Raw genomic sequence first — 24530 nt, 5'->3', positions numbered from 1 at the left:
GCGCAATATACGTTGATGATCAACAGGCCCTTAATTAGCGAGCGGTAAAAATAACCATGCAATCTCTAGTGCAAAAATTCTTGCTTCAGTGTGAACCTGAAAAAAGTCACGATTTCACCATTAACTGGTTAAACAAGACCCAACATACACCGCTGAAATGGATGTACAGCACACCGACGATAAAAAAGCCCGTTACCGTTGCCGGCATGACCTTCGATAATCCGGTAGGACTTGCCGCCGGTCTTGATAAGAACGGCGATTGTATTGATGCATTTGCGAGCATGGGATTTGGTTTTGTTGAGATAGGCACGGTAACGCCTCGTCCGCAGCCAGGAAACCCAAAACCTCGTTTATTCAGAATTCCGGAAAAGCACGCCATTATTAATCGCATGGGATTTAATAATAAAGGTGTTGATCATCTTGTCGAACAAGTGAAAAAGGCTCAGTTTAAAGGGCCTATTGGTATTAATATTGGTAAAAATAAAGATACCGAAGAAGCGAATGCGCTCGACGATTACCTGATTTGTTTAAACAAAGTTTATCCTTACGCAAGCTACGTCACTATTAACATTTCGTCACCGAACACACCTGGCCTAAGAAACCTTCAATACGGTGAAGCGCTCGATAAGCTGTTAGTTGGCCTAAAAGCAGCACAGGAAACGCTAACGCAAACCCACGGTAAATATGTACCGCTGTTCATTAAAATAGCGCCAGATTTGAGCGATGTGGAAATTGACAGTATCGCTGCCTCGCTAATTAACAGCAAAATGGATGGCGTAATTGCTACTAATACGACACTTTCACGTGATGCCGTTGCCGGATTACAGCACGCTGAGGAAATGGGCGGTTTAAGTGGCTCAGTTATGACAGATATGAGCTTAGAAGTAACACGCAAGCTAAACAAAGCACTTGACCGCGCTATTCCTATTATTGGCGTTGGTGGTATTGACTCACCCGAAGCGGCACAAGCACGCTTGGACGCTGGCGCATCACTGGTGCAGGTCTACTCGGCTTTTATTTATCAAGGCCCATCGCTCGTTAAACGCATCGTAAACGCGTTATAATATACCCAAACCAATCTCTCGTGTACGTGCTTTTTCTTAGGCACGTACATCAAAAACAGGTACATGAATGAATACTATTCTGGTTACGACCAGTCGCGGTCTTGACGAACTATTAAAACAAGAAGTGCTACGCCTTTGCCCTGATGCGCAAGTTAAGCAAGGGCCTGGCACTATTCAGTTTGAAGGCTCAAAAGAGGATGCGTATAAACTTTGCTTATGGTCACGCTTAGCTAACCGCGTAATTTGGGTGCTTGCATCAGGTAAAGCAGGCGATGCAGATGCACTGTATAACACGGCTATGGGTATTGACTGGCAAATGCAGATGGATTCACGTCATACCTTATCTGTACAGTTTATCGGCACAAACTTTGCCATAAAAAACACTCAATTTGGTGCGGTTCGTGTTAAAGACGCCATAGTAGATTCATTTGTAGAGCAAGGCTTACCGCGCCCATCAGTAGAACGAAAGAGCCCTGATATTTCTGTGTATGCAAGACTACATCGCGATAATGTAATTTTAGGCATAGATTTAGCAGGGGCAAGTCTGCACCAACGCGCATACCGACAAGAAACCGGTGACGCGCCGCTTAAAGAGCATATCGCAAGCGCAATGCTAATGCGTAGTGGATGGACAGAGAATACCGATGCGCCATTGGTCGACCTAATGTGTGGCTCGGGCACCATCGCGATTGAGGCAGCCTACATCGCTCGCAATATTGCGCCAGGTATAAAGCGTATGTATTGGGGCTTTACTAAGTGGCTCGGCCACGAAGAGAAGCTTTGGGATGATTTGGTAGAACAAGCTATTTCCGTTCAGAAGCCAAGCTGCAGTGGTATTTACGCGGGTGATTTCAGCCGTAAAATGGTAGCAATTGCAAAAGCAAACGCTGATTTTGCTGGCGTATTTAACGATATTTCGTTCTCACAGCAAGACGCAACAAAATCTTCTCCTCCCGTTTCCACACCAGGCTACGTCGTTTCAAACCCTCCTTACGGAGAACGTTTGGGCGAGCTAACATCGTTGATACCGCTATTTAGTGATTGGGGTAAGCGTTTTAAAGAAGCCTGGAAGGGATGGCATGTGTCGCTTCTTAGCAGCAATCGTGATTTGCTTCGGGTTTTAAAGCTTCGCGCCACCAAAGACTATGCCATGAATAACGGTAAGCTGGAATGTCGTTTAGCGAATTATGTGTTGGATGAAGAAAACACGGTACAGTTTAGCGAGGACGCTAGCAACCACGAGTTTGCCAATCGTTTGAAGAAAAACCTCAAACGCATGAAAGGCTGGATCAAGAACGCTAACACTAACTGTTACCGCATATACGATGCTGACCTGCCAGATTATAACGTTGCCGTAGATAGATATGGTGACTGGCTGGTCGTTCAAGAATACGCGCCGCCAAAAACGGTTTCTGAAGATAAAGCACGCAAGCGTCTGCAAGAAGTCTTGCTTCATTTGCCAGCAGTAACAGGTGTTTCACCAAAACAGATAGCGCTTAAAGTGCGTAGCCAACAAAAAGGTACAAAACAGTACGAGAAAATTAATCAGACTGGCGACATGATGGAAGTGTTTGAAAATGGCGCTCGTTTCCTGGTTAACCTTACTGACTACTTGGACACAGGCCTTTTCTTAGATCACCGTAATACCCGCCAAAAAGTGCAGGCGTTGTCCCAAGGTAAAGACGTTCTTAACTTGTTTTCATATACGGGTAGTGTGTCGGTATTCGCCGCTAAAGGTGGCGCAAAGTCTGTAACGACAGTGGATATGTCTAATACTTATTTAGAGTGGGCAAAGAAGAACGTAGCGCTGAACAAACTCACTGCGCCTCATGCTTTTATTCAAGCTGACTGCACCACTTGGTTAGGCACGCATAAAGGCAAATACGACTTAATTTTTATCGACCCACCTTCATTTTCGAATTCAAAGCGTATGCAAAATACGTGGGATGTGCAGCGCGACCACGTAAAAATGCTTACCGATGCTAAAGCGTGCTTAAAAGAGCAGGGGATCATCATCTTCTCTAACAACAAGCGTGGCTTTAAGCTAGACGAATCAGCCATCAGTGAACTGGGCTTGTCAGTAGACAATATTACCAAAGACACTATTCCAGAAGATTTTGCACGTAAAGGCAACATCCATCAGTGCTGGGTGCTAGGCTCATGAAAATTTATTTTTACACCGGGCCCCAATGTAGCCTGTGCGACTTAGCCGATGTTGAGCTTCAACAAACGTCTATGTTTTCATCGCTTAATATAGAGAAGGTTAACATTCGCACTAGCACTGAGCTTTATCATTTGTACGGTGCAAGGATCCCCGTTTTGAAACGGGCAGATAATGAAAAAGAAATCGGCTGGCCTTTTAATACCGCCGATTTAGAGGAGTTTCTTCAGTGAGCATTTTGCAGTTAAAAAACATCACTGTTATTTATGGGAATCCGCCGCTGTTAGACGGTGTCGAACTGGTTGTACAGCCTAAAGAGCGCGTCTGCTTAGTAGGTCGCAACGGTAGCGGTAAATCAACACTGATGAAAGTTATTGCTGGCGATATTATTGCCGACGATGGGCAGCGTATAATTGAAAATAATACGGTCATTGCGCGCCTAGAGCAGGACCCGCCCCAAACTACCGATGTGACGCTTTTTGACTATGTTGCCGAAGGCTTATCTGACGTAGGTGAAACACTGAAAGCCTACTTTCATCAAACCCGTATCGTTGGTGAAGATCCAAGCGAATCGAATTTAAATAAATTACAGCGACTACAAGAACAGTTAGAAGCCAGAGACGCGTGGCAGTTTGAACAGCAAATTGAACAGACGCTAACCATGCTAAAGCTAGACCCTGAGATATCGCTATCTACTCTTTCTGGGGGATGGCGCAGAAAAGCAGCGCTAGCTCGTGCGCTTGTTCGACAGCCGGATTTGCTCCTGTTAGACGAACCAACTAACCACCTTGATATTGAAATGATCCGCTGGCTTGAATCCAGCTTGAGTAATTACCAAGGCGCAATTGTGTTTGTAAGCCACGACCGTGCATTTATACGTGCCATGGCTACGCGAATTATTGATCTAGACCGCGGCTCGGTTACGAGCTATCCGGGTAACTACGAAACTTATTTAGAAAAGAAGCAGCACGATTTAGAGGTTGAAGCTTCACAAAACGCTGAGTTTGATAAAAAACTAGCGCAAGAAGAGGTATGGATTCGTCAGGGCATCAAAGCCCGCCGTACCCGCAACGAAGGCCGAGTAAGAGCGCTGAAAAAACTACGCGAGGAGCGTAAAGCGAGAAGAGCGGTTCAGGGCAATGCGGTAGTCAATCAACACCAGGGCGCGCGCTCTGGAAAGATGGTGTTTGAAGTAAAAGACTTAAGCTATAGCATTGAAGGCAAGCCTATTGTTAAAGGGTTAAACCTGAATGTTTTGCGTGGTGACAAGCTTGCTCTCATTGGTCCTAATGGTAGCGGTAAAAGTACGCTTATCAAGCTTCTACTAGGCGAACTCCAGCCCGATAGCGGCAACTGCAAACAAGGCACTAATCTTGAAGTTGCTTACTTTGACCAGCACCGCCACGGGCTGGATTTAGAAAAGTCTGTGATAGACGCGGTAGGCGACGGTAAACGAGATCTGATGGTAAATGGCCACCCACGCCATGTGATCAGCTATTTACAAGATTACTTGTTTACGCCTGAACGAGTTAATGCACCGGTTAAGTCGCTATCAGGTGGAGAAAAAAACCGCCTGATGCTAGCAAAACTGATGCTTAAACCGAGCAACGTTTTGGTGCTGGATGAGCCTACCAATGACTTAGACGTTGAAACCTTGGAAATGCTCGAAACCTTACTCAACGAATATACCGGCACCGTGCTTTTAGTCAGTCACGATAGGGAATTTGTTGATAACGTAGCAAATAGTAGCGTGGTATTCGAGGGTAATGGAATGCTTCGCGAATTTATTGGGGGTTTCACTGACGTAGAAAACTGGTATAAAGAGCAACAGGAAAAACGTCAGCAAATCGAAAAGGAAGAAAAAGCCAAGGTAAAGAATGAAACTAATTCAGCTTCAGACAGTCCTAGTGCTAAGTCTTCTCCCCGTAAGACGAAAAAGCTATCATACAAAGACCAGCGTGAACTTGAGTCCTTACCGAAAGAGCTAGAGACACTTGAGGAAGAGCTTGAGGCTATGCAAGAAAAAGTGAACGACCCGGACTTTTTCAAACAAGACAGTGACATTACTGCCAAGGCGTTAGCCGAGCTGGCAGATAAAGAAGAATTACTTTCCCAGAAATATGCGCGCTGGGATGAACTAGAAAGTATGCTGGAAGATAATCAGCAGTAAATAGGATTTTAAATGAAACGAACTCAGCTTGCCGCCGCCGTTCTGTTGGCAACAGGAAGTGTTTCGGCATTCGCCGCGACCTATTCAGTGACGCCTCTTCCTTTACAGGATACCGCTAGAAACAATTTTGCTCGTTCGATTGATAACTCAGGCAAAATGTTGTCTGTCGTTCAACTGGAGTTCAATCCACCAATCGACGCAGAGCAGCTTGAAGAAGACACGACTTTTTTTGACCAGTTCGGTGAGAGTCTAGAAAACGAAGATGACGCACGCCAGGGTGTTTTTACAGACATAGACTACACCACGGTAGTAAACTATCTTCTATCGAACCCAAATCTTACAACGGGACAGAAGCTAGCGTCGTATAGAACCTATGCAACCGACACTCAAGATATATCATTAGTACCAGGTCTTGATGAAGTTACAGACAAATTTGATGACTATACGCGATCTGTTGAATCGACTGGTCGTGACAGCTTGAACGGTAACTTTATTGTCGGTGATTCTTCGGGACTGGTTGTTCTAGACCCATATGAGAACGAAGATGGCGATACATTAAACTACACGTATCCAGAGTCAGCACAACAAGCCTTTGTTCAAGCATCTGGAGAGACTAAAGTACTTCCAGCTGTTGATGACACTGTAGGAGGGTTCTCTTCAGCTCGAGCAATAAACGCAAACTTACAGGTTGCAGGTTTCAGTACTGTTAGTTTCCGCGATGATGTTGCCGATGCTGTTGAAACGTGTACAGACGATGAGTCTCGTGGTGACACATCTGAAGGTCGCTGCCTGTTTACTATTTATAATGGCGATTTTGCTGTTCCACGTATTTCTAGCTACTTCATTAATTCATCTACAAATTACTTACCGAGCTTCGTATTGCTGTCTGAGGTTAACGCTACCATTTGGCAGATCGATGTCAACGGCGATGTAATCAGCACCGATACCTACCCGTTATTATTTGAACCTGATGAAGACGATACACGCCACTATTTCACGTATGCCTATGACATAAATAACCAAGGTATCGCAGTCGGTGAAGGCCTTACTGGAGATCGCATTACGATAACGCGCCCAAATACATCAGGCAGGACTGAAAGTGAACGAGTTGCAACGGTTTTCAGAGACGGTGAAACCATTGAACTTCTTCCACGCGAAGAAAATATCATTAGCCAGGCTATCGCAATTAATGATGAAAATTGGGTGACGGGTGCAGTGCTTCGTTCACAAAGCGATATCGCACGCTCTCGTTTGTTTGTATACAACCTTGATACCCAAGAACAGCATTACCCTGATGGCTTCTTCGTGAGTGCTGGTGTGACTGCGAATGCCATTAACAATAATAATATCGTAGTGGGTAAGGCAGACGTGGATGCAACGAGTGATACGCTTCGCGATACAGCGGCATTTATGTACAACATTGATACTGAAGAGTTTACTAACTTAAATGATTTAGTCTCTTGTGATAACCCATATGAGCTAATTGAAGCAGTAGATATCAACGATGATAATGAGATCATTGCGAATGCGAGAATTAAAGCTACGAACAAGTATGTAACGGGTAACGATATAATTAATTCAGACGGTGAAACAGAAGAAATCGACTCCGTAGTGGCGGTTAAACTGTCTCCGTTATCGAATGGTTCCATAGATGAATGTGAAATTCCCGAGGACGAACAGCCCTATGAGCGAAAAGGAGCTGCAACAGGTTTACTCGCATTTTTTGGTCTATTTGCTGCAGTATTTATGCGTAGACGTATAAAGAAATAGCTGACCATTTGGACAATATGTAATCAATATAAAAAGAGCCACCTATGCGTGGCTTTTTTTATGCCTAAAAAACGTAAAAAAAGACATATTTATGCATAAAAAATGTAACATAAATTTCATAGAAACTTCATTTATTTAAATTTTGTCAAGCCCTTTTATTTTTTATTTTTCTTGAACCATTTAGTTAATTGCACTATCACAGTATTGTACGCAATCACTTTTCCGGCACTATCAACCGAAATGATGTAGAGCGCTCGAGAAAATGATTTGTTGTACTTTCAACAAACAAAAGAGGCTAATCAATGAAAAGACAAAAAAGAGATAAACTGACACGCGCCCATTCGAAAGGCTATCAAGCTGGCATTAGCGGTCGTTCAAAGGAAAATTGTCCATTTCAGCAAAACGATGCACGTTCACAGTGGTTAGGTGGATGGCGCGAGGCAGTAGAAGACAGACACTTAGGTTTAAGTGTTAAATAACACTTCTCTTTTATGAACTGATTATGCAAAAAGGAAAGCCCCTGAAAAGGGGCTTTTTTGTTGGTCAACGGTAATTGCCCTTATAGCTCTATAAAGGCAGTCTAGAAGTTTGAGGTATCTTGGAACAAGCCAACTTTCAAATCTTTCGCTACGTAAATCTCACGGCCATCAACTTCTACTGAACCATCTGCCATACCCATGAAGAGTTTACGCTTTATCACGCGCTTCATCGTGATCTTATACGTTACCTTCTTAGCGGTTGGAAGGATTTGACCGGTAAATTTAACTTCACCTACACCTAAAGCTCGGCCTTTACCAGGGCCGCCGCTCCAACCTAAGAAGAAACCAACTAACTGCCACATCGCGTCTAGGCCTAGGCATCCCGGCATTACCGGATCACCTGGGAAGTGACAATCAAAAAACCATAAATCGGGGGTAATATCTAATTCAGCGATAATTTCGCCTTTCCCATGCTCACCGCCATCTTCTGTAATTGAAACTACGCGGTCCATCATTAACATGTTAGGTGCGGGAAGTTGACTGTTACCTGGGCCAAACATTTCACCACGGCTACACGCCAATAAATCTTCTTTGTTAAAACTATTTTTCTTCTCTGACATTCCCAACTCGTTGCTGTTATTAAAGTGACGCTGCTAATTTAGCGAACAGTTGTACGCCAAACAACTCTGAACAGTCATTTTTCTGAAGAAAAACGCGTGCTAATATAGCTTTAGTTACTTGGGCCTGTATAAATATCACGCTAGGCGTATGAAATATGTGCAGACCCTAACTTTTTAGGCTCTACCATAACGTAACTTTATGTGAAAACTATGACAGAACAAACGACGAAAAAGATCATTAAGAAAAGTGCAGCAGATAGAGCTAAAGCCAATGCAGATAAACAGCGACGTTTCAGAGAAAGACAAAAAGACGCGGGTAAAAAGCTAGTAAGAGGCTATGTAAGCCCAGAAGCAAAAGCGTGTTATGACGAAATACGCGACAAGACGGGTTGGACAGATAGTGAAGCAATGTCGAACGCCATGAGACTTATGTACGCGGCATACAAGTGCGGACAAATTAAACTTTTAAACGAGTGGCTTCGAAAAAATAACCGCTAGGCCTAATGGTCTAGCTTAGTTTTAAGCCATGCTCGACTGGGGCTATTTTGCATGGTGTGACGTTTCACTATGCGCTGCGCTTCTTTAACCACATCATCTCTGTCTCGAAAGTCCCATAGTCGCTTAGCCGTGCTCTGGCTATGAATAGCAATATTAATAATGGGCGCGACATAGTCTCGCTCTAGGTCAAAGTCGAGCATTTGAGCCTCTAGAGGAGGCAATAGATACGGCGCGTGTATTGCGTCGCCAGGCAATGATTTAAGCTCTGGCACCCACTTTCTTATGAATAGACCCTCTGGATCTAATTTTTTTGATTGTGTAGCAGGATTGTACAACCTCACGGTGTGGATACCTGTTACGCTGGCTTGCATTTGAATTTGTGGATAGTGAATACCTGGCTCGAAATCTAAAAACTGCGTAGCTAGGTAATGCGCAGCTTTTAGCCAATGAACATTTAAGTGATGGCACAGAAAACTAGTGATCATAGCGCGCATGCGAAAATTTAGATAACCCGTATACTTCAACGCTCGCATACAGGCGTCAACCAGTGGATAGCCAGTTAGGCCGGTTTTCCAACGATAAAAACGACGCTCAGCTTCAGGGCCGTCAATAAAAGGGTAGTTCTCATAGGCACGGTTCATTGGGCGCCATTCTATACTGTGTTCGCTTTCAAATTTTTGGATGAAGTGGCAATGCCAGTGAAGTCTGGAAGTTAATGCAGAAAGGGCACGCCCCCATTGTTTTCCTTCGTCGGCCGTTAACGTCTTCTTCACTTGTTTTTGCTGCAAAACACTTTGGTAAACTTGCTTGATTGATATATTGCCCCAAGCCAAATATGGACTCAATCGAGAGCATGCTCGCCTCGCATTCTCTGGCATCGATATATGCTGATGGTAAAACTTCCCCCGACGTTTAAAAAAGTCTTTCAGCACATGCCATGCACGTTTTTCACCGCCAGGTTGCATAGCTTCAAGTTCACTTAGGTGCGCGATGACCTCGGGACGAAGGTTGGTTTCGTAGACTGAGTTAGGGTCAAATTGGCGGCTAATAGACGCTCTATCACCGGCGATGTCGTCGAAATTCTTTTCAGCATCTTTTATCGCGGCATGCTGCGTCCAAGCGACCCAGTTGGCACTGTTTATATCAAAATCGTAAGTGCTTGTTGTAAAATGGTGCTCCCAATTCGACTGCCATTGAGCTCGATGGGGCAAACCTCGAATTACTGCTCCAAACTGGCTTTCTTTCAAAGCAATATTTCTATTATTCAGATAGTTAGCCACTTTCACATCACGGTTATGCGTAACCTTTAGGCCTATTTCCTGGTAACTCCTAACCGCAGAAATGGTGTAATACCGAGCAATAAATTTAAATGCATCTATCACTTCACAGTGCAACGTCAAAATACGGGCAGGTGCAGGAAGCTGGTTGTTAATATCGTCGATACTTTGCTGAACAAATCGCCAATGGCGAACGTCCATATGTGGGTCTTCAATAAGCGATGGTTCCCAGCAAAAAAGCGGCAATATATTTTCTTTCGCTTCTACAGCTCGAAAAAGTGGCTCATGATCACGCAGGCGAAAATCTCGCTTAAACCATATAATCGTAATGGACGGTTTAGGGTTATCTGGCACCATAGAACATATAACCTATAACCACTTTTTACGGAATTGGCCCTTGGGGTCGTAAATCTCTGTTTGCTTTATCAAGTTGAATTGTCTGTGTCCGCGAGGGTCACTGCCAACACCAGCAAGGTAGAGCCAATTTCCCCAATTACTTCCCACTTCGTAATCAATGAGTTGATGCTCAAACCACGCTGAGCCATATCGCCAGTCTTGACGAAGTTCGTGCACAAAACAACTTGCTACTAGTTGTCTACCGCGGTTAGACATGTATCCCGTTTCAGCAAGCTGTCGCATACACGCATCTACAATTGGATAGCCTGTTTTACCTTCACACCAAAGTCTAAACGTTTCTGGACAATGTTGTGTAGATGGCGTTTTCCCCTGAATCCCACTGAAGTGAAACCATTTTGCTCCATATTTATACTGCAACCAGTGAAAGAATTCTCGCCACAGTAGCTCAAAGTAAATCCAATAAGTGGAATCGTTTTTCTCGACTGTTGCTTCAAAAAGCTGTACTTGCCTAACGACTTCTCGCGCAGAAAGTGAACCGTTAGCTAACCAGGCCGAGAACTTAGTACTGTCTTGCCAAGAATCAAGCGCATTTCGCGTTTCTTTATATGAAGACGCCGACTGCCAGTCGAAGAGGTAAGTGCCTAAGTGGGATAGCGCCGCTGTTTCACCTCCTACAAATGATGTTTCTGATGGCGCGGGTAAATCAATATCAAGGGTTAAATGAAATGACTCATCCAACGGGGGCGTAAATGCGTCGGGTAAAGACGCTAGCGCATCGTGAACCGGTAAAGGTTCACTATGCTTCTCTATTTTTCTGCGGAACGGACTGAAAACATCAGGCATATCTTCAATGCTGAATGGTAATGTCGAAACATCAAACAACCCGAACGTTGGGGTTTCAACCACAGTCAATGAATTAGAGAAACGCTTTACTGCGTTTAATTGAGCAGTTTCATCATAACCGCAATGTTGACTAACACCTATATGGGTATATTGGCCCGCCTGAAAAAGATTCGCCAGGCACTCTGCCGTCTTGCCTTTTAGTACGAGTAGCTCATGACCTAAGCCAGCCAACTGGCGTTTTAAATCTTCTAAAGTCTGCAACAAGAATGTATGCCTGTGTTGTCCCATTGGAGACAATCCGAACTCATTTGGGCTGAAATTCTTATCATCTAAGATGTAGACAAAAGTAATTTGAGCAACTTTTTTACAAAGCGCGGCGATGGCGGCTTGATCATGAAGTCTTAGGTCATGTCGAAACCAGAACAAACCTCGTTGATTAAGGTTTGAACACTGTTGTTGAGTGTGATTGTTTATCATACTAATTTAGAGCACTTTTTTACTGTTTATACGGATCCTGAACCCGTTTATTACCGTAATACATGCAATACGAATAATATAAAAATTTGGCGCAACGCCTGAGGAAAAAAAGTGACCGTTCCTGTTAGTATCATGTGGTTTAGACAAGACCTTCGTGTAAAAGACAATCCGGCATTAAACGCTGCTTGCGACATGGGAAAAATAGTTCCCATCTACATCTACGATGACACAACGCCTAACGGAAGAGAACCAGGAGGCGCCAGCAAATGGTGGCTTCATCATTCGCTAGTGTCGTTGAATAAACGCCTGAACGGGCATCTACAAATATTTAAGGGTGATCCTCAGAAGCTTATTCCCAAGTTAATGGCGTCATTTGATGCCAAGGGTATTTTCTGGAATCGGTGCTACGAACCGTGGCAAATAAATCGGGATAAAGGGATTAAGAAAACACTTATCGATAGTGATTACGAAGCTCACAGTTTTAACGGTAGTTTATTGTGGGAACCCATGAAGGTTCTAAAGAAAGACGGTACACCGTACCGAGTCTTTACCCCATACTACAAAAAAGGCTGTTTACAGATTGAAGAGCCTCGTTACCCCAAAGCACCGCCAGCACGTATTACTTATGCCGATGTAAGTAATGAAGGTGATGATTTAGCATCTTTACGTTTGTTACCCACTATCAAGTGGGATGAGACCATCGCCAAAACGTGGGCTCCAGGTGAAGACGGCGCCGCTGATAACCTAGCTGACTTTATTCAAAATTCAGCGCGAAAGTATAAAGATGGAAGAGATATACCATCTGCAAAAGGTACATCTCGCTTATCTCCCCACCTACATTTCGGGGAAGTGTCGCCAAATCAAGTTTGGTATGCGATTAAAGACAAATTCGGAAATAGCGAAGACAAGAGCATTGAAACTTATTTAAGTGAGCTTGGTTGGCGGGAGTTTAGCTATTACTTATTGTTCCATTTTCCGACCCTGCCTAATAAAAACTTTAACGATAAATTTGACAAGTTTCCCTGGCGTACTGACGCTAAGGCACTTAAAGCATGGCAAACAGGCAGAACTGGCATTCCTATCGTCGACGCGGGTATGCGCGAACTGTGGCAAACAGGCTACATGCATAACAGAGTACGTATGATTGTGGGCTCGTTTTTGGTCAAAAACTTACTGCTCAGTTGGCACGAAGGCGAGCGATGGTTTTGGGACACATTGCTAGATGCCGACCTTGCCAGCAATAGCGCCAGCTGGCAATGGGTAGCGGGCTCAGGTGCCGATGCAGCACCTTACTTCAGGATATTTAACCCAATTCTGCAAGGTGAGAAATTTGATAGCAAAGGGCAATACGTTCGCAAGTACTGCCCCGAGTTGAATAAGTTATCAGACAAATACATTCATAAGCCTTGGGAAGCTCCAAACGCCATATTGAAAGAGGCAGGCATTGAGCTTGGCAAGGAATACCCAAAGCCTATTGTTGATTTGAAAGCGTCGCGTCAGCGTGCACTTGACGCTTTTCAACAAATAAAAGAGTAGGGTATGGCGGCACTTATCTTAGTTTTAGGCGACCAGCTTACCGAAACATTACCGGCAATAGCTAATGCAGTAAAAAGTAAAGACACCATATTAATGGCGGAAGTGCGTGAGGAAGCCACGTACGTAAAACACCATAAAAAGAAGATAGCGTTTTTGTTTAGTGCTATGCGTCATTTTGCCAAAGCGTTGCGCGACGACAATTTTAACGTTAACTACGTTCATTATAACGACGAAAACAATCAAGGCGGTTTACTCGCCCAGGTAAAATACGCGCTTAACGAAAACACGTTTGATGAAGTAAGAGTGACCATGCCCGGTGAATACCGCCTGCTTAAAAGCATGGAGCAATGGGAAAATACCCTTGGGGTTCCTGTTACGATTTGCGATGACAATCGTTTTTTATCCACCCCTCAGGAATTTACCGATTGGGCAAACGGCAAAAAACAACTTCGTATGGAGTTTTTTTACCGTGAGATGCGCCGCAAGCACAACATACTAATGGAAGGTAAGAACCCCATCGGGGGTAAGTGGAATTATGACGCGCAAAATCGTGAATCTATGCCTGAAACTCATAAGGTTCCTAAACACTCGACGTTTGAAATTGACGACATAACAGCAGATGTTATCGGCCTTGTGAAAGAGGAGTTCGACGATCACTTTGGCGATATAGATAACTTCCACTTTGCGGTAACTCGAAAAGGCGCACTCAGCGTCTTAAATACTTTTATAGAAGAAAGATTACCTAATTTTGGTCAGTATCAAGACGCCATGGTGGAAGGTAAGCCTTGGCTTTACCACTCTCATATAGCCTTTTATCTGAACTGCGGTTTGTTAACACCTAGCGAGGCTATCCACGCTGCTGAGCGAGCCTACCACGCAGGACAAGTACCTCTAAATTCTGCCGAGGGATTTATACGTCAGATCCTAGGCTGGCGCGAGTATGTTAGAGGTTTCTATTGGCACTTTATGCCAAATTTGAAAACTGATAATTACTTTAATAACAGCCGCTCACTACCTTCGTTCTTCTGGAACGCACAAACGAATATGAATTGCATGCGGCAATGCATTAAAGAAACGCAACAAAACGCTTACGCCCATCACATACAGCGTTTGATGGTAATTGGTAACTTCAGCTTGTTGACCGAACTTAACCCAGAAGAGGTTCAAGCATGGTATTTGTTGGTATACGCCGATGCCTACGAGTGGGTTGAGCTTCCTAACGTAGCAGGCATGATTCTGTATAGCGATGGCGGCAACTTAGCGAGTAAGCCTTATGTCGCGAGCGGTAGTTATATCAACAAAATGAGCAACTATTGCAAGAACTGTGGATACCAGGTTTCGAAAAAAACGGGGCCGAAAGCCTGTCCATTCAACTATTTGTATTGGCACTTTATTGATAAGCACAAAGAAAAACTGAGTAACAATCATCGAATGGCCATGATTTACAAAACCTATGGACGAATGAAGGAAGAAAACATCGAGACCATGAAGCAAGATGCTGCAATATTTCTATCAAAGCTAACCAAAAATGAAGAAGTCTGATTTACCCACAAAGATATGTCCGGTTTGCCAACGACCATTTACGTGGCGCAAAAAATGGGAAAAGAATTGGGAAAATGTACGTTATTGCTCCAAGCGTTGCGCCGGAAATAGAAAAAGCGCTACCGATGAGTAAAGCGCGATATGGCGTGTGGGCAAAACTAGAAACATAGATCGCTAAGGCATCATTACCGCTAAATAAAAACTATAGTTAATCATTCGCCGCTACTGTTGCGTATGAAATAAAGTGAAAATACAAGGAGTGTGTTGTGGAAGCACCGATAACCGTAGATAGGCTACGTTTTCTTTTATACAGTCTAAAAGAGAAGCTTTGGGTGAAGCCTCTTGGCTTTTGTTTGCTTTCTATCTTCGCGGTTTTTATAGCTAAAGTTGCTGACGGTACATCACTTGCCGAACATATCCCTGAGATAAAGCCCGATTCTGTTGAAACGCTACTCTCAATAATGGCATCAAGTATGATGGTTATAGCTACGTTTTCCGCAGGCACTATGGTCAATGCTTACGCGTCAGCGAGCCAATCATCTACACCTCGTTCTTTAAGCCTTATAATATCAGACGACGTCTCACAAAATGCGCTCTCAGTTTTTATAGGCGCATTTATATATAGTGCTGTTGCACTTACTGCAATGACTCAGGCGTTCTTCGATGAAGCGGGATTGTTCATTTTATTCTGTCTGACCTGTGTGGCTTTCATCATTGTTATCTTAACGTTTATACGTTGGGTAGACAGCGTAGCACGCTTAGGGCGCGTAGGCTCAACACTACTGAAAGTGGAGCACGCAACAACTCGTGCCATTAAAAACAGAATTGATATGCCTTGCTTGGGCGCAGTCCCACAGGGACAAGTAAAAGAGCAGGGGGCTCACGCTATTTTTACCGAGCAAGTAGGCTACATTCAGTTAATAGATATTGCAAAACTACAGCGCTGGGCTGAAAGTAATGACTGTTTTATAAATGTTGCCATGCTGCCGGGTGAGTTTGTGACACCAGAGCGCCCCATAGCCTACGTTAATAAAGATGAACAAACCAAGGATGTAATTAGCGCGTTCACTATTGGAGAAGCCCGCTCCTTTGAGGCAGACCCGCGCTTCGGCTTTATCGTACTGGCTGAGATAGCATCAAGAGCGTTGTCGCCATCCGTCAATGATCACGGTACGGCAATAAATACTATTAGCATCATTACACGATTAATGCTTATGTGGCGAAAGCAATTCGAAGACAGCCCGAAAACACAAAAGGAAAAAAAGAGCGAGACTGCAAAGTATGATCGTATTTCTGTGCCTGAGTTGAACGTTGCCGACCTATACGACGACGCATACACATCTATAGCGCGAGATGGTGGCGCCAATATAGAAGTCGCTATAAGAATTCAAAAGTCGTTAACCACCCTAAAGACATGCTTCAATAACCTAAACGATGATTTTAAATCAGAGGCGATACGCATGGCAGAGCACAGTTTTGAGAGAAATAAGTTATTGATGAACTATGACAATGATATAGAGCGAGTAAAGCACTTCCATCAAATCCTTAAAGAGGACTGATATATCTGGTCAGTAAAATGCGAAAGCCAGCTAAATGGTACGCTTCACTTAGCTGGCTATTTAAAGAACAGTTAAATAATAATGGTGATCTAGGCTTGTTACATATACTTATCGATAAGTTTAGCTAAGCTTTTGCCATGCTTTCATCGAACCTTCCATCACATCCACAGTTTTTATACCTGCTTGTCTAAGAACGCTGGCCGCTGTCGTGGCCCTGACACCCGACCCACAATAAACTGTGTACCTAACGTTTTTGTCAAAACCTCCAATTGATGAACTAAGATGACCCAGATAAACATGCGTCGACCCATTAATTGCCACACTGTCACGTTCATCTTGTTTTCGAACGTCCAATAAAACCCAGTCACTGCTATTACTATCAAAGTGTACTTTAACGGCTTTTGCACTGGTGAGACTTAAGGAACACAATCCTTTATCGACGTTAGCGTCACCAGTTAATACAGGCACATTGATAATATAGCCATTAACGTTATTAAAACCCATCCGACGTAGCTGCAACACTGTTGAACTGGCGTGTTCACCACTATTAGCGACTACAATGATCTTGTCGTTATCCTTTAGAAACCAACCTGCATATGATGAAACCAAACCTTCACCAAAGAACAAACTGCCATCTATATGAGTGCTACAAAACTCATCTTTAGTCCTTACATCTATTATCTTTATTTCATTGTTATAACATTGATTTGAAAGTTCAAAAGGATCGAAATTACCAATGAAAGCAGGAGAGGTGATATCTATAGTACAAAGCTCACCTTTAACGTTGCATTTTTCCATTTTTTCGAAGTAGGGCGCATAGTAATGTGTTTCCTGTACCTTTTCTTCAATGAAGCGTTGCTTGTCTTTGATTGAGAACTTGGGGTTATTCCTACGCTCATATCCGATAGTCGAGAACTCTCTGTCTGCCATACCTCCACCACAAACTGAACCTGCACCATGCGCTGGATAAATAACAGCCGATTCGGGTAAGCGTGACAACTTCTGAAGACTTTCGAATAAGCGTCCCGCCATTTCATGTTCTTCATTAGGATAAAAGTCAGTTCTACCTACATCATTTACAAATAATGTATCGCCGGTGAACACCGCAATAACTTCGTCGCTTATAGCAGTATCAGATACGGCTAGACAGATACTGTCTTTAGTATGACCAGGCGTTTCTAATACGGATACAAGTAAATCTCCAACGTTGAATTTATCACCAACACTGGTGTAAGAAGCATATTCAACATTTTCGTCAGCGTTCGGCCCGTGATAAACAGGTATATCAAGACGCTGTGCCAACGCTGCAGCGCCTGATATAAAATCTTCGTTACGGTGGGTCTCAAATATGCAGTCTATTTTTACATTAAGACTTGTTGCAGCATCGATATACGTGGATATATCTAATTGTGGGTCAACTACAAACGCAAATTGTCCACTTGAAACCAAATATGACAACTGCGCTAAACCTTCAGCCTTAAAACTTTGAATTTTCATAACTTTCCTTAGCGATGCGTTTACTAGTAGCTAACGCTTTATATGCACAGAAACGTATATACGATCACACGTTCTAGTAATTTGGTTTGCGTTGCCACCAAGACAATAAGGAGTAGCTACGTAATGAAGATTGTGACTGCGATTTCGCATTAGTGATTTGCCACAGTTGAATTACATTCTTTGCATAGCCGTTATGGATAGACGTGCTGCATTGAGAACGCAGGTTTATAAAAAAGCCTTAAATAGCTGTGTATGGTAATTGCGGTGATTAACTTAAACGTCAGGTAATCAAATACCTCTAGTTTAAGAAGAGCATCTAAATAAGCTATGAGCTTAAAACATTTATAGTCATTTGCGGCATAGATAATAGAGATGAAATCACATATTAAATAACGCAGTAAAAAACCAACAAGCAAGATAGAAACATCAATATCAAGAAATCAATGAGCTTTTATAAAATGCTCAGTTGTTTAACCTAATAATAAATGCCTCAAAATAGTTTAACTTTTTTATCAACAAAACGGCGCAAAAACATACCGTGCGCTACGTGAATGAAATTAAAATATCAGGGACATAGTACTGCAGATTTTACGTAGCGCACGATTCAATTTATTACGTCCAAATCAAATTAACTGAGCAGTTTTGAATTAAAAGTGCTGACGTATGTGAGATGTAACCGCACAAACGCCAGTACCGACAATAAGCAAACACAAGCAGCCACGCATAAAAGTTCGTAAGTAATCACAGCCAACAAAACATCCGAATAGAGCGGCATCATCGCCCTAATCGTCCATACACTTAATTACGCATAATGTATATTATGTTAAATTGAGTATTAATGTGGTTATCAATTAGCGCGTACTGTCGTTTCTATTCCAGCTTTGGAATGCCATTCTAGCCAGACTGGAATTCGATATAACTAACATAACTTTAAATTAGTTATCTTAAAGAGCGGAATCAGATTTACATTTCGAATCTTCATGATTATTTATAAACTTAGTAGTTATCTGAAAACACACATTTTATGAGATATATATCTTGATTTTATAGGACTACCTTTGAATAAAGGAGTCGAATCTAAATTAATCAGCCTTTGCCTTTCATAGTTCATTGGACACTAATAAAAGGATTAATCTAACGATTATTTATTGTTAGAAAGCTTTTCTTATTATAATTTTCTTTTACCAAGCAACTAGAAGGTTGGTAAAAGAAGTAAAGACATCGAAATAGCTTCAAAGGATTTTAGATCAAGTGTCATTTTACTAGTGGCTAGTAGTCCCATTCCACATCTAAAATGTTATTGTCCCTACCCGTTTACGACTATAATTATCGCGTTCGAACTATTTAAAAAAAGCATTATAACATGTTGATTATACAGGGTTTCACGCATGATAATTACAGTTATCATGCGTGAATATCCAATAATATCAATACTTTACAATAACACCCAGTATCTTACATAATTCTAGCAAATGCTCTAACCAGGTTAACACATGTCTTCTAAGCTTAATAATTCGCATACCTCATCTGTTGGTAAGTATGAAGATGAAGAGTGTGTAAATTCAATATCACAAATTTCTAATAGCTATATTGGCACTGTTTCGGGAGGCCTCAGTACCAAGGGCCCCGGTGGTAATAGTAATACATCGCAACATTCGTTAGTGTCTAACGAGACCATGTCATCTTCGAAAAGCTTCGAAAGTTATTACCGTGATATTTTTACTAAGTTACCTTACAACACCCAACGTGCTTATATTAGTGACTATAACGAGTTCGCCATATTTTGTAAGCAAACAGGCTTATCTGGTTTCTCTGATAGCTTCGAACATAACGAGACATGTATAAAACGATATGTAGAAGAACTGTGTCGTTCTCCCCTAGCCTATAGAACCATAAAACGCCGACTCTCAGCGCTGAGTAAATTCTTAGGTGTGGCGAAATTGCCAAACCCAATAATAAGGTCGGCTTATTTGAGGGACTTCATTCGCCTATCATTGATCGAAAACAAAAAGTTTAGGCTATCGCATAAGCAAGCTGTGCCACTAACCATTGATATGGTTGAACAGATCAATAATGCGATCATTCCCGATTCATTATTAGAACTTCGTGACCTTGCAATTATCAATTTGATGTTTGACGCGTTACTTCGCGCAGATGAACTTGTGCGCGTTTGCGTTGAGGATATATCCGCACGAAATAATACTTTACTCGTTGTATCATCGAAAAGTGACCAGTCCGGTCAGGGTCAATACCGCTACGTGTCTGCTAGTACTATTTCCATGGTACAAGAGTATATTAATGAAGCGAACATCGATCCAAAAACTAAAGAGCAACGCCTTCCTTCAGATTTACGTGGCCTACATAAGGGCATTCTTTTCAGGCGGCTTACGAACCATAAAACGGCACTTTTGCCATTTGACGAACATATTCCAAGCCACCAAGCTAACGTTTTAAATTACTCTAGTGTTTACAGAATTTGGCAACGAATTGCTCAACGCGCAGGTATTAGCGAAAACATTACCCCTCATAGCGGTCGAGTTGGTGGCGCTGTTTCTCTTGCCGAAGACGGTGCAACTTTACCTGAGCTCCAACTTGCTGGCGGCTGGCAGTCACCAGAAATGCCCGGACATTATACAAAACAAGCTAATGTAAAAAGGGGCGGAATGGCAAAACTATCGGCAAAAAGAAAAAGATAAATTACATATAAATCAATGCAATAAGAAAATAATGGTTACGCATAACTATTATTTAAAATATTACGTACAACTCACCTACTCTATTCACACATTTTTAAATCTGAAACGTTTTTTCGTGCGTAGTAATTGCGTATATTTCACAAATTGTCTCTCAAACGAGAGTCTTCTTCTATGTAGATTAAGCTCTTTCGCATAGTTGAGTGAACGCTTTAATGAAGGGAGTTTTATATGAGCAGCGCAATCGATACTAAGCACGGAAAGTTACTAGCAGAAATGGTGGTTCAATCTTCTTCTTGGAAGATTCAGCCTGAAAAACAGGACCCATTCAAATCACAGGAAGCGGCAGTCGAGTACTTAAATTCTCACAACGAGCCTCTTTATCTCCATGTTCCGCTAGCCCAATCCGACGACTACGTAAGAATTTGTGTTACGTCGCGAGACGATGATGTGGTGTTCACGATTAAAGATATAAATAATGGCGGTGAAACTTCACTGCACTATTCTCATATCAAAAATTTAGATAGCACCATTCGAACATTAGTCTCTGAAACCTGCGATCAAAAGATAAAAGCCCTATAGCGGCTTTTTTAGCATTGAGCTTGAAAGACGTTATTTTGGTTATAGTTGGTAATGTTTTAGCCTAAAGCATGCTTGCTTTACCAAAGAATGGTAAGCCAGGTAAAACATGCCAAGACTAAACTAACAAAAACAGCAGCGGACCCAATATCTTTCGCTCTGCCAATAAGCAGGTGAATATCTGTACTTACATGGTCACAGAGCTTTTCGACAGCAGTGTTGAGCAGCTCTGTTATCAGTACAATCAACAGTGACATGATAAGCAAAATTCGCTCAATACTTGTAACTTCTAAGAGAAAAGTGACTGGTATTAAAATTAACATTGTGAAAACTTCTTGCCGAACCGCTGCTTCGCTTAAGAACGCTGCGCGCAATCCCTTCAACGAATAGTAAGTTGCGTAAAGAAGCCTAGTTAATCCCTTTCGTTTTACCATCATGTTTAGCATTCACAAAAAATAATACGCTAGCGAACAATCATTACATCTACATGACGATTAAAGGTTTTCTTCCAGTTACTTCCTGCTTAGATCTTTAACTTAGTCCAATTACACCTTAACAGCTAACACATCTGTTTTTACACCGTGTAAAACCGCATTTGCCGTCGAGCCCAATAACAAGCGAAGACCACTCTGACCATGTGTACCTACAACAATAAGATCCGCGTTAATTTTCTCAGCCATGTGGTGTATTTCATCGGCAGGTGAGCCAATCTCTACGTTTACGTGGCTGTAAGGAATGTCGTGTTTAGACGCAACATCTTTTAATTGTCTTAGCGCCTGCTCTCTAACTTCTTCCGAAAAATCACGTTCTAAAAATAACCCATAGGGCTCTACGTTGGTTTGCGGATATGCGACATAAAGCAAATGAATTTTGTGGCTATTACCAGCGATGGCGATGGCTTTTTCTACAACTAATTCATAGTCAGAATAAACATCAATAGGTACTAATATCGTATCGTAGCCTTGCATTGTGACTCTCCTTAACAGTTTAGGAAGTAGTGGTTTTAAGATACCGCTTATTATTCGTACTACATAGTAGAACCACGAAAATTATTATACTTTGCGCTAGGTCAATGTTTACTCCTCAAAATTATCCATACTTGATTTATGTACTACATTTCGTAAATAGTAAAAATTTAGTGAGGGGTATAAATATGAGAACCATAATACTAGTAATAGTGTCGCTTCTACTTTTTGCTTGTGATCAAGGGCCTCAATCGCCACGTGGATTCAGCCTGCCCGAAGGTGATATGGAAAAAGGTTATCAGGTTTTTAAAAAATATCAGTGCCAGGACTGCCATAGAATTGCAGGAGAAAAAGAGCGTGAAAATGCACAGTATTTAGTAGCAAAGCCCATCCCATTAGGAGGCAGCAGCGGAAGAATAACCACTTATGCAGAACTGGTTACCAGCATTATTAACCCTTCACATAAGCTTACCCCACGTCAGCCAGCTAGCTTTACCAGTGAAGACGGTGTCTCATTAATGCGAATAGTAAATGACGAACTTACGGTATCTGAACTTATTGATTTAGTGGCTTACTTGCAACCCAAATATAAAGTAACGCCATATAGAACCAGTGATTACCGCCTTTATCAATTGCGTATTCCTGAGAAAAAAGTGGAATAGAGGTTGAATCTCACTAAGCCTAACTCCTAATTACTAGTTTCAAAGAGAGTTAGGCTTTTTATTTATCATCACCCTAGTTAGAGCTGCACTATACGGCTTTCGTTTCTTTCTCAATTTCAGCCAGTAAACTGCACGGCATAAAACTTCCCGCGTTAGCTTCTTTTAAATGTAGCTTAAATCGCTCAGGTACTTCATCTGTCAAGAAGCTTCCGGTTTTTACAAGTGGAAAAATCTCGTCGTAACGAGCAATGTGGCATTGGTCGACCCGTCTAAATATGTGTGTTCGATTTAATTCACTGGTTTTGATATGACCCGTTGACGATAAGATATCCATTAGCGCGTGAATGGTCTTTTTATGAAAACGGTACACTCGCTCGTACTTGTCTTCCACGTTTAAGCCTTTCTCAAGCTTTGGATCTTGTGTTGCCACGCCTGTTGGGCACTTATTGGTATTGCAGGATAATGACTGGACACAGCCAAGTGCCAGCATCATGCCTCTGGCACTGTTACATAAATCAGCACCCAAGCTTAAATTTTTAGCTAGCTGGAACGCCGTAATGATCTTACCCGAGGCGATGATTTTAATTTTGTCTCGTATTCCAAAGCCAGTGAGGCAATCATCAACAAATGCCAGCGCTTCTCGAAGAGGAAAACCAATCGAGTTGGTATATTCTAGCGGTGCGGCGCCGGTACCGCCTTCGCCCCCGTCTACCGTTATAAAATCTGGCGTTACGCCCTTCTCTACCATGGCTTTACACATGGCAATAAACTCACTTTTTCTACCAAGCGCTAGCTTTATACCTACGGGTTTATAGCCGCTCAATTTGCGCAATTGACTGATAAAGTCCACCATTTCTAATGGCGTGGAAAAGGTTTTGTGTCTTGGCGGTGAATCGACTTGTGTACCAGGCTCAACACCTCTAATTTTGGCAATTTCTGGGGTATTCTTGTAAGCAGGAAGAATACCTCCGTGTCCTGGTTTAGCTCCCTGGCTCAACTTAATTTCTATCATTTTTACATTGTCGAGTTTCGCTTTCTCCTCGAAGAGTACAGGGTCAAACCCGCCATCTTTGCTTCGACAGCCAAAGTAGCCTGTGCCGATTTGCCAAACAATATCGCCGCCATTTTCCAAGTGATACGGGGTTAAGCCGCCCTCGCCCGTATTGTGGTAAAACCCACCTTTGGCCGCCCCTTTATTTAGCGCTAAAATGGCATTTTTAGACAAGCTCCCAAAACTCATAGCGCTTATGTTCAAAACGCTTGCGCTATAGGGCTTTTTGCAATGTGGGCCACCTACGGTAATGCGAGGATCTTCATCCATGTCTTCTACCTCACGGGCAGACAATGAATGTCCAATCCATTCATAGCCATCTTTATAGGTATCTAGCTGGGTACCGAACGGGACAGTTTCCCTACTGTTTTTAGCCCGTTGATAAACAATTGAACGAAACATGCGAGAAATAGGCGCACCACTGGTGTCGGTCTCGATGATATATTGCTGGATGTAAGGCCGAAGCCCTTCAACGGTCCAGCGTACCCTGCCGATCAATGGGAAATTCTTTAATATGGCGTGCTTATTTTGAAAGGCATCGTAAAGACCAAAAACTAGTAGCGTAACTGACAGCAGTAAGAACCACCACACGGGGGTCCACAACAAACCAATAACCAGATTAAAAGCGACCAGTAAACTCAGTACAGTTAGTATTGTAAAACGCATTCAAAGTCCTTCTCTATTTTGGCCATATTTAAATAAGATAATATGCCTACAGCCTTGTTCAATA

At 42.5% G+C, this 24530-nt stretch carries 21 protein-coding genes; 14 read left to right on the top strand and 7 right to left on the bottom strand.

Features of this window, described 5'->3' with window-relative positions; genetic code table 11:
• Positions 1–56 precede the first annotated feature (56 nt).
• From pyrD to rmf, 6 genes are all read left to right on the top strand, one after another.
• On the top strand, positions 57–1064 hold the full coding sequence (gene pyrD / locus QVA83_RS11840) for a quinone-dependent dihydroorotate dehydrogenase (RefSeq protein WP_014949553.1): 1008 nt from the start codon (positions 57–59) through the stop codon (positions 1062–1064).
• 67 nt (positions 1065–1131) lie between these two features.
• Complete coding sequence (gene rlmKL, locus QVA83_RS11835) at positions 1132–3228, top strand: bifunctional 23S rRNA (guanine(2069)-N(7))-methyltransferase RlmK/23S rRNA (guanine(2445)-N(2))-methyltransferase RlmL (protein ID WP_278343573.1); 2097 nt, start codon at positions 1132–1134, stop codon at positions 3226–3228.
• Positions 3225–3458 carry a glutaredoxin family protein gene (locus QVA83_RS11830; RefSeq protein ID WP_014949555.1) on the top strand — a complete coding sequence of 78 codons (234 nt, stop codon included), beginning with the start codon at positions 3225–3227 and terminating at the stop codon, positions 3456–3458. Before rlmKL ends, QVA83_RS11830 begins: the two co-directional genes overlap by 4 nt.
• Positions 3455–5395, top strand: a complete 1941-nt coding sequence (uup, locus tag QVA83_RS11825; protein WP_014949556.1) for an ATP-binding cassette ATPase Uup — start codon at positions 3455–3457, stop codon at positions 5393–5395. The genes QVA83_RS11830 and uup overlap by 4 nt, the downstream gene beginning before the upstream one ends.
• A 12-nt stretch (positions 5396–5407) precedes the next feature.
• Entirely contained in the window at positions 5408–7165 is a 1758-nt protein-coding gene (locus QVA83_RS11820) for a DUF3466 family protein (protein WP_061095051.1), read from the top strand.
• Positions 7166–7467: 302 nt separating this feature from the next.
• Positions 7468–7644, top strand: a complete 177-nt coding sequence (gene rmf / locus QVA83_RS11815; RefSeq protein ID WP_014949558.1) for a ribosome modulation factor — start codon at positions 7468–7470, stop codon at positions 7642–7644.
• 101 nt (positions 7645–7745) lie between these two features.
• Here rmf and fabA read toward each other — a convergent pair whose 3' ends face one another.
• Entirely contained in the window at positions 7746–8264 is a 519-nt protein-coding gene (gene fabA, locus QVA83_RS11810; RefSeq protein WP_014949559.1) for a bifunctional 3-hydroxydecanoyl-ACP dehydratase/trans-2-decenoyl-ACP isomerase, read from the bottom strand.
• A 210-nt stretch (positions 8265–8474) separates the two neighbouring features.
• On the opposite strand from fabA, the gene QVA83_RS11805 reads away from it, so the two are divergent.
• On the top strand, positions 8475–8762 hold the full coding sequence (locus QVA83_RS11805; protein WP_014998414.1) for a hypothetical protein: 288 nt from the start codon (positions 8475–8477) through the stop codon (positions 8760–8762).
• A 2-nt stretch (positions 8763–8764) separates the two neighbouring features.
• On the opposite strand, the gene QVA83_RS11800 is transcribed toward QVA83_RS11805, so the two are convergent.
• Both QVA83_RS11800 and QVA83_RS11795 read right to left on the bottom strand, forming a co-directional pair.
• Positions 8765–10396 carry a cryptochrome/deoxyribodipyrimidine photo-lyase family protein gene (locus tag QVA83_RS11800; RefSeq protein ID WP_156078376.1) on the bottom strand — a complete coding sequence of 544 codons (1632 nt, stop codon included), beginning with the start codon at positions 10394–10396 and terminating at the stop codon, positions 8765–8767.
• A 12-nt stretch (positions 10397–10408) separates the two neighbouring features.
• The gene (locus QVA83_RS11795) at positions 10409–11716 is read right to left on the bottom strand and encodes a DASH family cryptochrome (protein ID WP_156078377.1); all 1308 of its coding nucleotides are present in this window, start codon (positions 11714–11716) and stop codon (positions 10409–10411) included.
• A gap of 111 nt (positions 11717–11827) precedes the next feature.
• Here QVA83_RS11795 and QVA83_RS11790 point away from each other — a divergent pair, with 111 nt between their 5' ends.
• The 4 genes from QVA83_RS11790 (at position 11828) to QVA83_RS11775 (ending at position 16353) form a co-directional block, all read left to right on the top strand.
• A complete protein-coding gene (locus QVA83_RS11790) occupies positions 11828–13252 on the top strand; it encodes a cryptochrome/photolyase family protein (protein WP_156078378.1) in 1425 nt (474 codons plus the stop codon).
• A 3-nt stretch (positions 13253–13255) separates the two neighbouring features.
• Positions 13256–14794 carry a cryptochrome/photolyase family protein gene (locus QVA83_RS11785; protein ID WP_156078379.1) on the top strand — a complete coding sequence of 513 codons (1539 nt, stop codon included), beginning with the start codon at positions 13256–13258 and terminating at the stop codon, positions 14792–14794.
• The gene (locus QVA83_RS11780) at positions 14781–14927 is read left to right on the top strand and encodes a DUF2256 domain-containing protein (protein ID WP_014998419.1); all 147 of its coding nucleotides are present in this window, start codon (positions 14781–14783) and stop codon (positions 14925–14927) included. The genes QVA83_RS11785 and QVA83_RS11780 overlap by 14 nt, the downstream gene beginning before the upstream one ends.
• A gap of 133 nt (positions 14928–15060) precedes the next feature.
• A complete protein-coding gene (locus QVA83_RS11775) occupies positions 15061–16353 on the top strand; it encodes a DUF2254 domain-containing protein (protein ID WP_061485913.1) in 1293 nt (430 codons plus the stop codon).
• A gap of 120 nt (positions 16354–16473) precedes the next feature.
• Here QVA83_RS11775 and QVA83_RS11770 read toward each other — a convergent pair whose 3' ends face one another.
• Complete coding sequence (locus tag QVA83_RS11770) at positions 16474–17850, bottom strand: MBL fold metallo-hydrolase (protein WP_156078380.1); 1377 nt, start codon at positions 17848–17850, stop codon at positions 16474–16476.
• Between the two features lie 1676 nt (positions 17851–19526).
• Between QVA83_RS11770 and QVA83_RS11765 the strand changes: the two genes are divergently transcribed.
• Together QVA83_RS11765 and QVA83_RS11760 are read left to right on the top strand one after the other, a co-directional pair.
• Entirely contained in the window at positions 19527–20546 is a 1020-nt protein-coding gene (locus QVA83_RS11765) for a tyrosine-type recombinase/integrase (protein ID WP_231513140.1), read from the top strand.
• A gap of 228 nt (positions 20547–20774) precedes the next feature.
• On the top strand, positions 20775–21125 hold the full coding sequence (locus QVA83_RS11760; protein WP_014998423.1) for a hypothetical protein: 351 nt from the start codon (positions 20775–20777) through the stop codon (positions 21123–21125).
• 77 nt (positions 21126–21202) lie between these two features.
• Here QVA83_RS11760 and QVA83_RS11755 read toward each other — a convergent pair whose 3' ends face one another.
• Together QVA83_RS11755 and QVA83_RS11750 are read right to left on the bottom strand one after the other, a co-directional pair.
• Positions 21203–21559 (bottom strand): diacylglycerol kinase, encoded by a 357-nt coding sequence (locus QVA83_RS11755; RefSeq protein ID WP_156078382.1) that lies wholly within the window; start codon positions 21557–21559, stop codon positions 21203–21205.
• A 108-nt stretch (positions 21560–21667) separates the two neighbouring features.
• Positions 21668–22090, bottom strand: a complete 423-nt coding sequence (locus tag QVA83_RS11750; protein WP_014998425.1) for a universal stress protein — start codon at positions 22088–22090, stop codon at positions 21668–21670.
• 185 nt (positions 22091–22275) lie between these two features.
• Here QVA83_RS11750 and QVA83_RS11745 point away from each other — a divergent pair, with 185 nt between their 5' ends.
• Positions 22276–22749, top strand: a complete 474-nt coding sequence (locus tag QVA83_RS11745; RefSeq protein ID WP_156078383.1) for a c-type cytochrome — start codon at positions 22276–22278, stop codon at positions 22747–22749.
• An 88-nt stretch (positions 22750–22837) separates the two neighbouring features.
• On the opposite strand, the gene QVA83_RS11740 is transcribed toward QVA83_RS11745, so the two are convergent.
• Entirely contained in the window at positions 22838–24466 is a 1629-nt protein-coding gene (locus QVA83_RS11740) for an FMN-binding glutamate synthase family protein (RefSeq protein ID WP_156078384.1), read from the bottom strand.
• Positions 24467–24530: the final 64 nt, after the last annotated feature.

It is taken from the genome of Alteromonas sp. AO-Serp (assembly GCF_017849675.1).
In the GTDB taxonomy this organism is placed as follows: Bacteria; Pseudomonadota; Gammaproteobacteria; order Enterobacterales; family Alteromonadaceae; genus Alteromonas; species Alteromonas macleodii.
Note: the sequence above shows the minus strand (reverse complement) of the source record. Positions and strands in the feature narration are given on the sequence as shown.